The organism is Globicatella sp. HMSC072A10, from assembly GCF_001811625.1.
GTDB classification, from domain to species: Bacteria; Bacillota; Bacilli; order Lactobacillales; family Aerococcaceae; genus Globicatella; species Globicatella sanguinis.
Genome location: NZ_KV805806.1, coordinates 11976 through 27940, shown reverse-complemented (window position 1 = coordinate 27940; position 15965 = coordinate 11976). Strand labels below are relative to the sequence as shown.

At 34.3% G+C, this 15965-nt stretch carries 12 protein-coding genes and 1 pseudogene; 1 reads left to right on the top strand and 12 read right to left on the bottom strand.

All coding sequences use genetic code 11. The annotated features are described in order from the left end of the window. Window positions 1-415 precede the first annotated feature (415 nt). Window positions 416-1729, top strand: coding sequence for a general stress protein (locus HMPREF2811_RS09535; RefSeq protein ID WP_071409120.1), 1314 nt, complete (start codon window positions 416-418; stop codon window positions 1727-1729). Between the two features lie 457 nt (window positions 1730-2186). Here the strand turns inward: HMPREF2811_RS09535 and HMPREF2811_RS09530 are convergent, their stop codons facing one another. The 12 genes and pseudogenes from HMPREF2811_RS09530 to HMPREF2811_RS09475 all read right to left on the bottom strand — a co-directional run bounded on the left by HMPREF2811_RS09530 (window position 2187) and on the right by HMPREF2811_RS09475 (window position 15313). Next, the gene (locus HMPREF2811_RS09530) at window positions 2187-4031 is read right to left on the bottom strand and encodes a heavy metal translocating P-type ATPase (protein WP_071409119.1); all 1845 of its coding nucleotides are present in this window, start codon (window positions 4029-4031) and stop codon (window positions 2187-2189) included. A 701-nt stretch (window positions 4032-4732) separates the two neighbouring features. Then, the gene (gene fetB / locus HMPREF2811_RS09525; RefSeq protein ID WP_066124492.1) at window positions 4733-5515 is read right to left on the bottom strand and encodes an ABC transporter permease; all 783 of its coding nucleotides are present in this window, start codon (window positions 5513-5515) and stop codon (window positions 4733-4735) included. Continuing rightward, window positions 5508-6173 carry an ABC transporter ATP-binding protein gene (locus HMPREF2811_RS09520; protein WP_066124494.1) on the bottom strand — a complete coding sequence of 222 codons (666 nt, stop codon included), beginning with the start codon at window positions 6171-6173 and terminating at the stop codon, window positions 5508-5510. Before HMPREF2811_RS09520 ends, fetB begins: the two co-directional genes overlap by 8 nt. Before the next feature lie 372 nt (window positions 6174-6545). Then, entirely contained in the window at window positions 6546-6839 is a 294-nt protein-coding gene (locus HMPREF2811_RS09515) for a hypothetical protein (protein WP_066124498.1), read from the bottom strand. Window positions 6840-6851: 12 nt separating this feature from the next. Further along, a complete protein-coding gene (locus HMPREF2811_RS09510; protein WP_066124500.1) occupies window positions 6852-7079 on the bottom strand; it encodes a heavy-metal-associated domain-containing protein in 228 nt (75 codons plus the stop codon). Window positions 7080-7099: 20 nt separating this feature from the next. After that, window positions 7100-8952, bottom strand: a pseudogene (locus HMPREF2811_RS09505) (heavy metal translocating P-type ATPase). Window positions 8953-9350: 398 nt separating this feature from the next. Then, the gene (locus HMPREF2811_RS09500; protein WP_071409118.1) at window positions 9351-10628 is read right to left on the bottom strand and encodes an NAD(P)H-dependent oxidoreductase; all 1278 of its coding nucleotides are present in this window, start codon (window positions 10626-10628) and stop codon (window positions 9351-9353) included. Between the two features lie 18 nt (window positions 10629-10646). After that, window positions 10647-11249, bottom strand: coding sequence for an NADPH-dependent FMN reductase (locus HMPREF2811_RS09495; RefSeq protein ID WP_066124506.1), 603 nt, complete (start codon window positions 11247-11249; stop codon window positions 10647-10649). Between the two features lie 302 nt (window positions 11250-11551). Beyond that, the gene (locus HMPREF2811_RS09490) at window positions 11552-12211 is read right to left on the bottom strand and encodes a Crp/Fnr family transcriptional regulator (RefSeq protein ID WP_066124508.1); all 660 of its coding nucleotides are present in this window, start codon (window positions 12209-12211) and stop codon (window positions 11552-11554) included. A gap of 162 nt (window positions 12212-12373) precedes the next feature. Next, a complete protein-coding gene (locus tag HMPREF2811_RS09485) occupies window positions 12374-13309 on the bottom strand; it encodes an FAD:protein FMN transferase (RefSeq protein ID WP_071409117.1) in 936 nt (311 codons plus the stop codon). A 364-nt stretch (window positions 13310-13673) separates the two neighbouring features. Then, entirely contained in the window at window positions 13674-14741 is a 1068-nt protein-coding gene (locus tag HMPREF2811_RS09480; RefSeq protein WP_071409116.1) for a DUF2871 family protein, read from the bottom strand. Beyond that, window positions 14738-15313 carry a TetR/AcrR family transcriptional regulator gene (locus tag HMPREF2811_RS09475; RefSeq protein ID WP_071409121.1) on the bottom strand — a complete coding sequence of 192 codons (576 nt, stop codon included), beginning with the start codon at window positions 15311-15313 and terminating at the stop codon, window positions 14738-14740. Before HMPREF2811_RS09475 ends, HMPREF2811_RS09480 begins: the two co-directional genes overlap by 4 nt. Window positions 15314-15965: the final 652 nt, after the last annotated feature.

The window sequence follows — 15965 nt, the reverse complement described above, 5'->3', positions numbered from 1 at the left end:
AAAAATTCTAGCTTAATTTGACAATCAAAAAAACAATTGAATTTTATCTAAATTAACAATTTTAAAATAAATTATTTCACTAAAGCACCTCCCTGATGATTACCTTATACTTAATTTAATATTTAGCTTTTCTTTGCATGAAAACATGATAAAATCAATTGCTGACCCTCTCTAATTGTTTTCAACATGAACTTATTTCTAAATTATGCTAAGCGTTTCATTTTACTTTTAAAAATTTAGTTGTTACGATTTAATTATCAATTAGAAACAGGATAATTGATTAATGGTTAGCTTTAGCCGGCAAAAAGTTAACCTTTACTAAATTGTTATATATCTGCGTCAGTCAAGCATCACTTTAGTCTTAATGTCTAAGAAAAGTAGTAATATTGCCAATACAAATAAAGGAGCGATTAAAATGACAAAATTCATTTACGGAACGTATGAGACGTATGAACAAGCTGCACAAGCAATCGACGAGTTAAAAAATCGTGGTATTAATTCTAGTGACATGGCTATCGCAACTAATAGTCAATATGATAATTTATTAGATTTAGGTGTTGATGTCTTAGAAGTCGACCCTAATGAAGCGCCTGATAGTTGGTGGAAAAAAATCATTAATATGATTAATCCACTCAATGAAGATGATGAAAATGAAGTCAATCAAGAAGAACAATTAAAAGAATATCAAGAGCTAGTCGCTGACGGTAGTATTGTCGTCTTAGTTGAGGAAGCTTTATTAAATCAAGCGCGTCCGATTAACTTAGACTCCGTTGATAATGTTGTCGAAGATGATCATGCACCAGAAGAAATAACATCGAACTCTGAATGGCTTCCATCCGAAGAAGGTGAATTACCTAAGCGGGCCTATGGTAGAAAAGTCGACACGAGTCGCACTGCAGGCATGAAAGGCGTTTATCGTAAAGAAGACACCTTAGGCGATACAACAGAAGACACTTTAAGCGACAAAACAGAAGACACTTTAGGCGATACAACAGATGACATGTTAAGCGATTCAATCAATGATAACTTATCTGATTCGGCCACTGATTTAACTAATTTTAAAGCACACGATGGTACTGATAATACATTCAATCATTCTCAAAAAGAGGCTGATGCCTTTAAACAAGCGTCAACCGGTACAACTGATTTTTCTAAAGAAGCCCTTATGCACGAAAAAGTTAAAGCGGAGCGTGCAGAAAGACAATCCGCTGAATTAGTCAATCATCAATCCGAGGAATTTAATCATGACAATGATTCATTGAAATTGGAAGAGTATCCTGGTGGAGAACCAACGCGTGAAATGATCGAAGATGAAAGTGTCATTGACCCCATGAATTTACAAGATGATCAACGTGAGTTTAAAGCTTATTCTCATGATAAAGATGCCCATCAATCGCCGATAAACAATCCGATTGATGATGCAACCCAATCAAATGAAACAATGTTTAAGCAACAGCATGCTAATCCAATAGATGGTCCAACTGAGACTTCCTATCGCGAAGTCGTTGATCCACCCATTGAAGATCTGATGATTGATGCCGCTGAACGACCAGCGAATGATCCTTATTTAGGACGAATGAACCAAAACATGACCGAATATCAAGCTAATCAAGTGGAGAAAGGGATCCAACAATCTGATTCTGTCCATGAACGCTATAGCGATCAATTAGAAAAAGATACTTTCCCACCTGAACCTGATGAAACAGATTATCATCGTTTCGATGGTTGATCGAAAAGCGAACCCTCTAGATGATGAACCTGAAACTTGCTATTCAAGTGATAGTGGTTCAGCATCGACTATGCCCCTTCCACTTTAACTATCGATGAGGCGTAGTACTATCTAACTTTATGATTCACTAATATGGGTGTAGAAAGAATCACATCGTTTACGATGACCTGGTTATTGAGTTAAAATAAAGTTCGATAATTTATCATATTTTATAAAACCTATTCACGTTTGTATCAAATTTCCAATCCTATTTTAGATTTTACGATAGATGACATAAAAGTTACACTCATCATATAGATGAAATCAACTCAATAGCCGCACCCATATTATGAAAACAATAGACGAGTTAAACGCAGTAGCAAGAATCACTTCCGCGTATAACTCGTCTTATTTTGTATGAAGTATTGACAATGATGTATTAATTTTAGTTTGGAATTATTTGTTTTGATTCAATACTTCATTTATTTTCGTCTGGCTTATCCATTAATAATCGTAAGCCATTTAAAATAACTAGAATCGTTGAGCCTTCATGGAAAACGACCGCTAAAGGTAAAGGTAAAATACCGATGATATTTAAGATAATTAAAGTAATAATCACTCCAACAGCAAAAATAACATTTTGTAAGATTAATTTGTTTAATTTTTGACTTAGTTTAAAGCTATAAAATAACTTTGATAAATCATTTTTAACAATGACGACATCAGAAGATTCCATCGCTACTGACGAACCAGAGCCCATCGCTATCCCAATATTAGCATTGGCCAATGCTGGTGCATCATTAATCCCATCACCAATCATACCAACAACATGTTCTTTCTCTTGTTCTTCAAAGACATATTGAATCTTATCTTCCGGTAATAAGCCCGCTTTATAATGTTCGATTCCAATCTCATCAGCAACTAAAGACGCAACCTGCTCATTGTCCCCTGTTAATAAGACCACATCAATGCCTTCTTCGTTAAAATTAGCTACTGCATTTTTCGACTCTTCACGAATTTTATCCGCTAAACTAATGTAACCCACGACTTCGTTACCTTGCGCTACCATAACCGCCGTTAAACCTGCTTGTAGTGCTTCTAAATAATGATTAGGGTCAGCATAATCCATAAAGTCACTTGGTTTACCTACACGAATTGAACCTTTTTCCAGCCCTGATCCAGAAATTTCTTTTACTGGTATCGCTTGATCGACCGATTCTAACGAAATATTACTAAAATGCTTCACAATCGCTTTGGCAATTGGATGCGAAGAAGACTGTTCCATATAAACAACTTCTGCAATGACTTCTTCGGGCAATTGTGCTTCAACAACCTCAAAATTACCATACGTTAACGTACCGGTTTTATCAGAAAATAACATATCCATTGTCGATAGAGCTTCCATCGCTGCTCCACCCTTGAATAAAATACCATTTCTAGCACCATTTGAAATTGCTGCCAACGTAGCCGGTGTTGCTGTAGCGACCAAAGCACATGGACTCGCAACCGTTAAAAACACCATTCCCCGATAAAACGATTCTTGGAAAGTTAAACCTCTTCCATACATTAAAATCAAAATAAAAATCGGCACTGCAATTAAGACCGCAATGACATACTTATTTTCAATACGATCAATAAATTTAGAAATATTAGACGGACGACGTTCTGCTTCTTCAACCATATGAATAATATTGGAAAACAGTGTTTCATGCGATAATTTGGTAACTTCCATCTGAACGGAGTCACCTAAGTTAATAGTACCCGCAAACACATCATCCCCTACTACTTTACTAACCGGTACCGATTCACCTGTTAAAGCAGCCTCATTGAAATTAGATTCACGATCGATTTTGCCGTCAATCGGCACTTGAGCCCCTTTTGCCACTACAATCGTATCTCCTAATTTTAACTCATCAACCGATACTTCTTTAGTTTCTCCATTAGGTAATAACAATTGCGCCGTTTTTGGAACTTGTGACATTAACTCTTCGATTGCACGAGTTGAACGCCCATCGGCATATTCTTCCATCAAACCTGAGATAGCGAAAATTAATAATAATAATGCCCCTTCAGATTCATAATTAATTAAACAGGCCCCTAAAGCTGCTAGCACCATTAATAAGTCAACATTTAATCTCTTATCATTAATAGTATCTGTTATCGCGTGTTTAGTAGCAAAAAAACCTAAGAAAAAGATTGAAATATAGAATAAGATTTTACTTAATACGGGGTTCATCCCCATCGTAATAAAACCTAATACTAAAGCAATCACACCAAATATTAGAAAACGTCCTTGCATCGAGCTAGTTAAAAATTTAAACATCGTTCCTCAACCTTTCATTTAAACAAAAACGACCTTATCTTTACGACAACTAAATAATAAAAAATAATTTCTTATTTATATTCATTATAAATACATCCGAACAATAATTCAAGGGTTGTAAACGTTTTTATTTAGAATAATTATAATTAATTTAAAGATAACGATTAAGAAACTGGTTTAAGAAGTTAGCAAAAGAAAGAGTGGCTAGCAGTAGCCAAAATAATCATTGGGCTACCACTGCCACCCCAAAACGGTTAAGTAAACAAATATGTCAGAGCAGAATTTAAAAAGTTTTTGCCCAACCTCTTCTTTGTTAAACTTATTTTAATACCTACACTAGCTAGCTAACTTCAAAACGATTAACAAGATTTTCGTTAATTAATCACTATCCAGCTACATCAACCTGATTAGAATACCTCGGTTTCGCTAATGCAAGCCAATCATATATTTTTCGACCCAATTAGTATCTCAGGGTTGAATGATTGCATTCGCTCATATCGCTCAACCCAAACGTTTCTATTAATAAATCTACCAAGGACTAAGGACTTGAATTCGCTAATGCTATCAACAACCCCAACGCCTCTATTAATAAATCTACCAAGGACTAAGGACTTGAATTCGCTAATGCAAGCCTACTCTAGTACTTATTACACACATGATTTAAATAAACACTTCAAGCTAGTCTTTTTGTCTCACTACCATTATTGCATTTCTCTTAAGCGAGTATTTAATTGATAACGATCATTAAAGAAAGAACGATAAGATAAATACGTCGCAATGATCATCGCAAAAGAAGTACCGCCAATAATCATAAACATCACCATAATTTGATAAACAATCGCTTTTAAAGGATCGACACCCGCTAACATTAACCCCGACATCATCCCAGGTAAACTCACAATACCTGTCGTTTTAATTCCATCGACAGTTGGCTGAATCCCATTTTTAATCGTCAATTGAATCACCTTATGAGAAGCTTGATAAGGATTAGCACCTAAAGAAATTTTCTCTAAAACCGCTTGTTCTTGATCTTTATAGAATTGGAATAAATTTGAGTAAACTAACCCAACTGATTTCATCGAGTTACCGACAATCATCCCGGTAATGGGAATCATTTGTGACGGGATAAATTTCAAGTTTCCAGACAAGACTAAGATCGATAATGTTAAAACAGTCGTCGAAGCAAGTGCAACAAAGGAAACCAACAAAGGTTTATTTAATCCTTTACCACGATTAGCGGCATTGACAGAGGCATTAATCACAATCACTAAAATCATACCTGACGTTAACCAAAAATTGTCCATTTCAAAGACATAACCTAAAACATAAGCTACGGCTACTAATTGAACAATCATTCGAATAACAGCCCAGACAATTTCTTTTTCTAATTTTAATTTCTCACGATATGAAATACCAATCGCCATTAACACAAAGACAAAGGCTAAGACTAATGACAATGGTGATGCTTGTAAATTATTACTCATTAACATCACTTCCTTCCGCTAATTTCACAATTTCAATTTTACGGTCTGTCATTTCATGCTCTTCATCTAAGTGACTGACCATTAAGATGGTAGCATCATGCTCTTGACGATACTTTTCAAGCCATGACCAAATAATTTGTCGCGTATTAAAATCCAATGCACTTGAAATTTCATCTAATAACAAGACTTTCGAAGGATACATTAAATTACGAATCAAGGCAACCCGTTGACGTTCGCCTCCAGATAAAGATTTAATATTTTTATCTAAAAAACTATGCGATAAGTCAACATTGTTTAACATTTCAATCGCACGTTGTTCATCAAATTCTTCATGACGAATTTCGTAAGGAAAAGCTAAATTATCACGTACCGTATCACCGAATAAACTCGGTGTTTGATAAAAATAAGAAACAATTTGACGCAATTCAATCGGTGAGTAGTCATTGACATCTTTTCCTAATAAATGATAACTGCCACTCACTTTCAAAGTGGGGTCATTTAATTGAGCTAAAAACTTTAAGACAGTACTCTTACCACTCCCTGATTGACCCGTAATGGAAACAAATTCTCCCTGTTGTATTTCAAATGATAACTGATTGATAATCGCTTGCCTTTCATTGGCAATTGACAAATTATCGACTTTAATAATCGTTGTCATAAAAACCTTCCTTACACCTAATATTCTTAAGTTGTACGTTATAAACTATTTTAATTATAATAGTTCTAAATAACCTTATACACTCTATTAAATACTTTTACCGACTATAAGTCAAGCGAGTTGATTATAATAGTTTAATTTTCACTATTTCTTTTAATTAAGTGAAATAACCACAGTAAAGCCCCTGCAGTTCCAATATAATTGAAACGCCAATATTATTAAATAGTCTAATTGTACTAACTCTTAAACTCAATTTGAAGTTATATGAAGAACAATTTTATAAACAATCTATAATATATCAACTTGCGTGACACTCTTTATGCCAAACTCCAACTAAATAACATTATTCTTTCACATATTGATTTTTATAATTTAACCTACTAAATCATTATGAAAATAAAATGCTTCTTTTAAAAATTCAATCACAGCCTCATAAGTTTGACATACATCTTTTGGAGTTGAAAAGTGGTTGGTAATCTCATCTAATCGTCTAAATTCATAGGAAACATCCACCGTCCCATTTTTTATTTTCTGCAAAATACTTTGGTAAAATTTTTGGATTTCTAAAACTTCTGGATGAATTTTTACATGCACTTTCGAAATTGCTTGGGTGTATAAATTCATCTGTTCTTCATTTTCTAATAGGAAAACACTTAATTTTGACATGACTATTGCTCCTTATTTTAATTTGATATCTAATACTTGGTATCCCATCGCTTCAATTTTTTCTTTAATTATCTCCACTTCAACTATTGTCTCTTCAAAATTAAATTTTAATTTGCTTGAATTAAATAACACTTTTATACTTGATTGGTCAACACCTTTAAACGAATTGATCGCTGCTTGTATTTTACTTACGCATGTCGGACAGGTTAATGTTTCTAATTTAAATATTGCTTGTTTCATTGTGAATATTCCTTTCTATATTAATTTTTTAAACGATAATTTATCAACCGCATTGCATTTAAGATAACCAATAATATAGATGCTTCATGGATAAACATCCCAACCGCCATATTCATCCATGTACTTCTAAATAACATCAAAATCAAGATAAACACGACTAACAAGGCAATTGTTATATTTTGTTTAATATTCCAAGATGTTTTTTTCGTCAATCCTAATGCGTGATTTAAATGGTTAATATCGGATTTTACTAAAACGATATCTGACGTTTCAATGGCGACCTCCGTTCCAGACCCCATCGCTATCCCTATATCAGCTAATGCCAAACTAGGTGCATCATTGACCCCGTCACCTACAAAAACCACTGTTTTACCTTTTGCTTGTAATGACTTCACATAATTAGCCTTATCTTCTGGCAACAAATGTCCGATAGCTTTAGTTAATCCCAACTCCTGTGCAACGATGTCAACCGTTCCTTGATTATCTCCAGAAGCGACTATTAGCTCCTTAACACCCAGTGTTTTCATTTTCTCTAATTCAGTTTTAATTCCTGGACGAATTTGATCACGAATACCATAAATACTTACAATTTTTCCAGAAATAGCTTGTAACACAATAGAATAACCTTTTGCTTCGAATTGTTGAACTTTTGATAAGACTACTTCAGATATTTCATCGACTTCTGATTCCATCAATTCCAAATTTCCTACTGCTACTTTATGACCATGAATTATTGAAACTATCCCTCTCCCTTTAATAACTTGCGTTTTATCTAGTTTAGGCAGTGAGTTAACCTTTAAATAGCGAACGAGCGCTTTTGCTAGAGGATGACCAGATTCTGATTCAATTGCCGCTAAATAATTTCGATGATGAGGGTTATGGTCATCAAAAACCATCGATTCAACCACTTCAGGTTGGCCAATCGTCAATGTTCCTGTTTTGTCAAATATCTAACATCTGCATTAGCAAGTTTTTGAATAATCTGCGATCCTTTTATCAAAACACCATGACGAGCTCCATTACCAATTCCAGCAACATTTGAAATTGGTACTCCAATAACTAAAGCGCCCGGACATCCTAATACTATAATCGTGATACTTAACTCAATATCTCGAGTAAACAGCCAAGTGAGAATAGCCATTACAATCACAATTGGAGTATAGACTTTTGAAAAACTGTCTAGCCATTTTTCAACAGAGGACTTAGAATCCTGTGCTTCCTCCACTAATTCTATAATTTTACCAAAAGTTGTTTCTTCTCCAACGGCTGTGGCTTTAATTTGAATGGTACCATCCTCTAAAATTGAACCTGCAAACACATGTTCCTCCACGCCTTTACTTAACGGAATAGATTCACCTGTAATTGATGCTTCATTGAGATACCCCTCCCCCATTATAATCTTGCCATCTACTGGCACTAGATCACCAGTTCTCACAAGAATCACATCTTTTTCAACCACAGTATCAATCTCTTTATTTTCAAATTTCCCGTTCTCTTGCAAAACTAATGCCGTTTTGGGTGCCATTTCAATCAATTCTTTAATGGAAGAACGGGTAAAAGCTAACGTTTTTGATTCAAGCCATCCGCCGAACAAAAACAAAAAAGTAACCATCGCTGATTCCTCAAAATTCCGAATGAAGATCGCACCAATAGCTGCGATAGAAACTAAGACATCAATAGAAACGACTTTCACTTTCAACGATTCAATCGCTTGAATTAATAATGGAAGAACCCCCAAAACCCCTGCGACTAAAAAACTAAGATCAGTGACATCTCTTATTTTGAAGAACCAAAGATTACTAAAAGCAAGAATAATGAGTAATAATTGTATCAACATAAGAATATTTTTGTGATTTAAAATCCATTTTTTCATTTTTTACCTCCTTACAAACAAAGTATATATCAATATTTGATTTAAAAAATTGACCTACATCAAGTTTTGTTCATTATTATGTTCAATCAGTAAAAAACAAATGAAAAAAATCAAATTCATTTTATTAGTTCATCCTTATTATCTCCTATGAATTGTAGACGTGAATTTATAATTGATACAAAAATCTCTCCCTAAAGTAGCGTGTCTTTCCACCTGTCTACTTTAAGGAGAGATTATATAACTTTCTTTAAGGTTTGAAAATAGTTTAAAAGTCCAAGTAATCATTGATAAAGAATTCCTTGGACTTATTAAATCACCTTTAATCTATGAGAGAGTCATCGACAACCAATTAAGTTAACTTTTGATTGTTTGACTAATATCTCTATACAATGTTTCATCTATTTTTCTGAAGCACCACTGGATGCATCGACTGATTTGATAGTTGTTTTGGCTGGTTTAGCTTCTTGAGCAGAAGCACCACTCGTTGCATCTGCTTCAGGACTGACATCTGTATGACCCTTAGATGAGGCTCCACTCGTTGCATCGACTGATGTCGCCAATTCACCTGTTGCACTGACTAGTTTTTGTCCCGTTACATTTAAATACCAGTCTAACCACGGTTTAAAATTAAAGACAACTTCATTAATGCCAGCATACGATCCATCAGCATGATGCATGGCTTCATAATGATGCACATTGATAATATCTTTGCTTGTTCCCGGAACGATGGTTCTAAAGTAATCTTGATTACCGGCACGTAAATTCGCAATTAAGTATTCCACATTTTTATAAGTGCGCGGAGGATGAACGGTTCCTAAACGACTTCCTGATTGAGACGGTATACGCGGCGCCATCATTGTATTAGCATTTTGCGCATGATTATAGTATAAGAATTGATTATTTTCATCCGCAAATGTGACTTCAAATGGTAAAGCACGCAAGAATCGGTCTAATTGATTAACAGTTAGTACCCCATGGTCTAAGCGAACATAATCATTTCCTTCTGCTGCTCCAACCACTTCAGCGGCTTTTTCCACCCACTCTGGATCATCAGGGTCTACTTCAGTGATAGTTGTTTCGATTGGGTTAGAACAAAATAAATCTTCTGGTTTTGTTGGTAGTGGTTCTTGTAAAGGTTTAATAACTTCAATATATTTGACAAAATTTTCCAAACAAGTTCTTAAAAAAGAAACTGTTCCAGCACTTTTAATATTTCCCATATCATCAAATGCTTCTTTTGCTTTCCCTAATAAGAACTCATTTCCCGGTAAAACATATGCCTGAACTCCTGGTGCATCTAAAATTTTTCGTAAATGCACTTGTGCACGTGAAGTACCTTGCTCTAAATACGAAGCCCCCATTATCATGACAGGTTTATTTTTGAATGGATGTAATTTAAAAGATAACCACTCTAAGGTACTTTTTAAAGCAGCTGGGATTGTATGGTTATGTTCAGGTGTCGCAATAATCACACCATCGCAACGAATTAATTTATTATAAATATACTGAACAGCAAAACCATCTGACTGATCAAAATCTTGATTAAACATCGGAACATCTTTTATTTCCAATAATTCTAACTCGAATAAATCTTTAAATTCTTTCTGTATAAATTGTAATAACTTACGGTTATAAGATATTTCGGCATTTGAACCTACAATTCCAATTAATTTCACTTAACATCACTCCTTTACTTATTTTTCCCAAGAAAAGTTTTTAACTTGTTCCTCCATTGACTTTTTAGCTTCAACTAATTGTGCAGTAAATTCGATAAATAGTGTAAAATCTGCAAAAATTTGTTCAAGATCTTTTACTAACTTCTCGTCTTTCAAATTCCCTTCTTCATCAAAAGCTTGAAGAGAATTCCCTAATAAAAATTCTGAACTTGGTAGCACACGTGCTTTTACTTCAGGGGCATCTAATATTTGTCTTAATTGACTTTGAGCTCTTGAAGATCCTAATGTCCCATAAGACGCTCCAGTAATCATTATAGGCTTATTTAGTAATGGATAAATACCATAAGACAACCAAGCAATTGCATTCATCAAAACAGCAGGACAAGAATGATCATACTCCGGTGTCGAAATAATGACACCATCAGCTACTTCAATTTTATCAGCTGCTTTTTGTACTGCTTCCGGCACAGTTTTATCAACAGGTTTATTAAAAACTGGAAATTCATAAATCTCAATTAATTCAATTTCTGCTTTATCGCTAAATTTTTTCTGAATAAATTCCAATAATTGTCTATTAGTAGACTTAATTGAATTCGTTCCAACAATTCCAATCAGTTTCACTTTTTATACACCTCATTTTATTAATTTTTGATTCCTCTAGCTAAAATCTAACAATACCTAAGTTTGTAATTTTTAATAAAGACATTCCAAGAAGAAAGCACATCAACTATTAAAAATCTGATGATCCAAACTTTGGGGGCGATATTATAAACTCACTAACATTTTACTTAGTATTTTGAAATATTCTCCATCTCTGAACTAATTTTATTTTACCAATAAAATAAAAACATCACAAAGGAAAACCTAACTTTTTTAGTGCAAAACATCAGATTTTCGTAATCACTTAGTAAAGTATCACGCTACTAATCTGCATATTGCAGTAAGTCGTCGAAATTAATAATTTTAATCTTTCTTGGTGATAAAGATTTAATGATATTTAAAGATTCCAATTCTTTAAATTTTCGACTAATAGTTTCAGGCGTCGTCCCCAAAAAAGCGGCTAATTCTTTTCTTGATAGTTCCAAGTTGATAAGATTAGCATCAGATGATTGACCGGGGAGCTGCCCTAATAAATAGTTGACCAGTCGCATACCAACAGACTCATTCGCTACACGTGAGGTCATCTTTTCTGAAGCTTGTAGACGACGTGACATTTCTTCCAAAATTTTTAACGATACAGCAGGATAACTTAGAAGGACCTCTTTAAAATCATTAGCATAAAGTTGACATACCTTGGTATCAACCAAAGCATATGCATAGTCTTCATATTGGCTATCTTGTGAAAACAAGCTCCATTCTCCAATAAAATCACCCGGTTTCAAAATTCGAATTAGTTGTTCCTTTCCAGATTCTAAAAGATGAAACAAACGAACAGCGCCACTTTGAATAATGTATAAAGTATTAGTAGGTTCCTCAGCACGGAACAAATACTCGCCCTTTTTAAACTCAACAGCATGAATCTTTTGGTGAATCAGCGCTAACGAGTCTGATTCTAAATGATTAAAGATTGGGACTTGCAGCATACAATGATGTTCTGTTAAACACTTAGTTGTAATGATACTAAAACCTCCTTTCGATTTTCAAGACTTAGTTGTTGTTTTATCGAATTTGGTCACTATAAACAATTAAGTTGAATAGCGTTGCTACTATCTATCCATCTTGAAAGTCGATTATAAAATTTCTAATTATAGATAAACTAGGCGATTGTGTAACCCTTTTGAACAAAAGACTTCATTTTCCTTAGTAACCACAATCACCTCTATTTCAGGATGCCGTGCTACTTCGGTCATAATTGCTTGAATATCTTTCCCAAATAATCGCGTCGTCCAAATCTCACAATCCACCGATTTTTTAGAAACAATTGTAATACTGTCAATATTAGTTGCCATCGGATACCCTGTCTTGGGATCAAAAATATGATGGTACCACTGACCATTCAATTCAAGCACCCGTTCATAAACTCCTGATGTTACAACGGACTCTTCTGCTATTTTTAAGATCGCAATATGTTCGCCACGAACTTTCTGAGGATTTTGAATTCCAATCACCCATAATTGATCCGCTTGATGCACTGCTGGGCCAAAGGTTAAGACATTGCCCCCTAAATTGATAAAACCTGACATAACACCTCGATCTTTTAACATCGCACAAACTTTATCGGCGATATACCCTTTCGCAATGGCTCCTAAATCGATTTTCATACCGGGTTCCATTAAATAGACCGAATAATCCCAATTATTTAACTGAAGCTTTTTAGGATTGGTCAAAGCTAATTGCTTCATAATCTCTGTATCACTCGGCAATTGTGCATCATCAAAGCCAATACGCCATAATTGAACCACTGGTCCCATCAAGATATTCAAATGACTTCTAGGAGCCAAACTATGTGATAAACCTAATTCAATTAGCTCAAATAATTCGGGATGGACGATAACAGGTCGCACACCGGCATTTAAGTTAATTTGCATTAATTCGGAACGACTATCATTGGCACTAAAACGCATATTATATTGATGTAATAATGACTCCGCTTCATCCAAAACCGGTTCAGCATCATAATGTAAAATTTTTATTTCTATGATAGTTCCCATTAAACGGATTTTTCTACTGCTGAATTTCATAGTATGCTCCTAACTTTTACATAATCAACTAAGTCTATTGTAGACTTTTATAAGCGTTTTCTCAAGTGAAGTTTAATCAATACCGTCATAAAGTCTAAAAGTAGGACTCCTAACATTTAATTGTGTTGAAAACAAATGGATATTTGCTAATCATACATAGAGTTCTATTGAAATTACTGGTGCTTGATAGATGCAGATGATCGTAAAAACCCATCAACATGACTAATATCTAGATTTTTATCCACATTAAAAGACGCATTTCTTAAAAAATTTGTAACCCTATTTCAAATAAAAAAGCCCATTACCTATTGAAAGGCATGAGCTAATCCCCAGGGGGACATAACAAGTGCAAAACCTGTATATATTATTTAACTTGGGTATTTTCTAAACGATATATTTTTACCAGTAATTTCGTCATACCGGCTGCTAAAATAATGTGGCCTAAACCAGACATTCCTTCGATTGCTTTAATATTAATTAAATCTTGTCCTTGAGCGGTAATTTGATAGATGCCAATGAAAACCATCATGACTAAAGTAAAGGTTAACCCACCAACATAGATTAAATAAGATTTTTTAAGACTTAATACATGATCCAAGGAGTAATTTCTAATTAGTAGATAAATGACTAATAATACTACAAATCCAAGTACTAATGTGTGAGTATGTAACACACTTAAGCGTGTATCACCAACAAAGTTATTCAATTTAGTAAACTCGCGATAAAAGACACCGGCAACTAATCCCATTACTAAAAATGTAAAAGACATTCCTAAAACATCTTGCGCTTTAAAACTTCCTTTAAAGTAACGATAACCTGAAACCACAATTAGTAAATAACAAATCGTCTTCGGTAACATTAAGGCACCAATTGCTGGAATACTATCACTCAATAAAACTACTGGTAAATAAAAAGCAAAACTTAATAAAATCAGTAGCCACATTTGTTTAAGGCCCTCTTTATCCCGTTGTTGATAAGACCAATAAACAAGTAAGATACCTAAAATTAAGAACGGAATATTTCGTAAAATACCAAATAAATAATTGCCTTCATCCGTTCCCCATTGATTTTGCGGTAAAGCTACCAACACAATTCGTAAGGCTGCTAATCCGTAAACAAGCCACATTTTAGTTGTGGAATCATCACCACTTTGACGACGGTAGAAATAATAATAGAGCACGTAAAACAGCGTCATCGTAATACTCGTCACAAACTGTCCCCAAGATAAAGCAGCAGTATGAGCTTCAAATCCCCCTGGACTCAAATGTGAAATAACTCGAGGGAGTAAATGAAAACTATCCCCTACCCCTAAAATAATAGCCATCAAACCAAATAATTTAGCACCCGCTTTATTTTCTAATAATAACCTAACACCTAAGGCTACTACTATTATTAAATAAGCGATATCAAATATACTCTCTCCAAAATTCATTCTTTAATCCCCTTTTCAATCCATTCCATTTGTTGTTGATATATTGATAGAAACTGTTCCTGAGATAAATTATCCCGAAAAATACGTTCAATCAATCCATGAACGACTACTTTTACATATTGCATCACTTCTAAATCCAAGTCTAGCTCATTTAATTTCGCATAGAAAGATTGGTAATATGAACGTTTCTTTTGATGCCAGTCCCGCGATAAAGCATCTGTCCAATGTAAGTAGCGATAATAATACAAATCGTACTTATCCTGGTCGAATACAAACTGACTCATTGCCTGACCAAAATTCTGCAATACCTCATGAAGATCGCCCGCTTGATCTGTAAGACACTCTAAAAATTTTAAATGAATATCCTCAGTCTCTTGATCAAGCACATAAAAATAACTATCTTCTAAATCCTCAAAATATTGATAAAAGCTTCCCCGTGCCATACCCAATTGATCAACAATTGTCTTCACCGTGACCTCATTAAAAGGCTTGGTCGAAAATTCAGTCTTCAAAACTGCCAAAATTTTAGCTTGTTTGTCAGCTGACAAATTATAAAATGTTGCTTTCGGCACCACCATCACCTCACTTTCTAAGAAAATGACACCGTGTCACTCTGCTTAAATTTATTATAAGTGACACCGTGTCACATTGTCAAGAATAATCAAGACTACCGACCGAAGTGCTAAATGAAAATGGCCTAAAGGAACGAATTATTCTTAATAAAAGTCCCTGATGAACTCGCCTTAAAATGGAATGAGAATCGGTATTAAACAAGACTTTTAGACGCAGTTTGATTTCATTCAACCACTGCGCTTTTAATTGCCGAGCAATAAGTTGATTGAATTTTTCAAATTTATATCTTACCTAATTAAGACGCAGTTTGAGGCCACTTAACCACTGCGCTCTTAATGAATAAGCACTAGTTTGACTGAATTTTTCAAATTTATGTTCAATCTCGTTTAGACGCAGATTGAGACCACTCAACCACTGCGCTTTGAATTAAATAGATATGCCTGAACAGAATTTAAAAAGTTTTTGCCCAGCCTCACCTGATGACATTCGGCTAAAATTTAATATAACTGCAATCTATTTCCTACCTGTCCCGAAGGCGAAAGGCATCAACAGAAATTTTTCGTGAGGAAAATTTCAAACACATAAAAATCTCTCTTTCTCTTCTTTATGATGGATGATTAACGTTAGTTTATTATCATTAGTAATGACTAG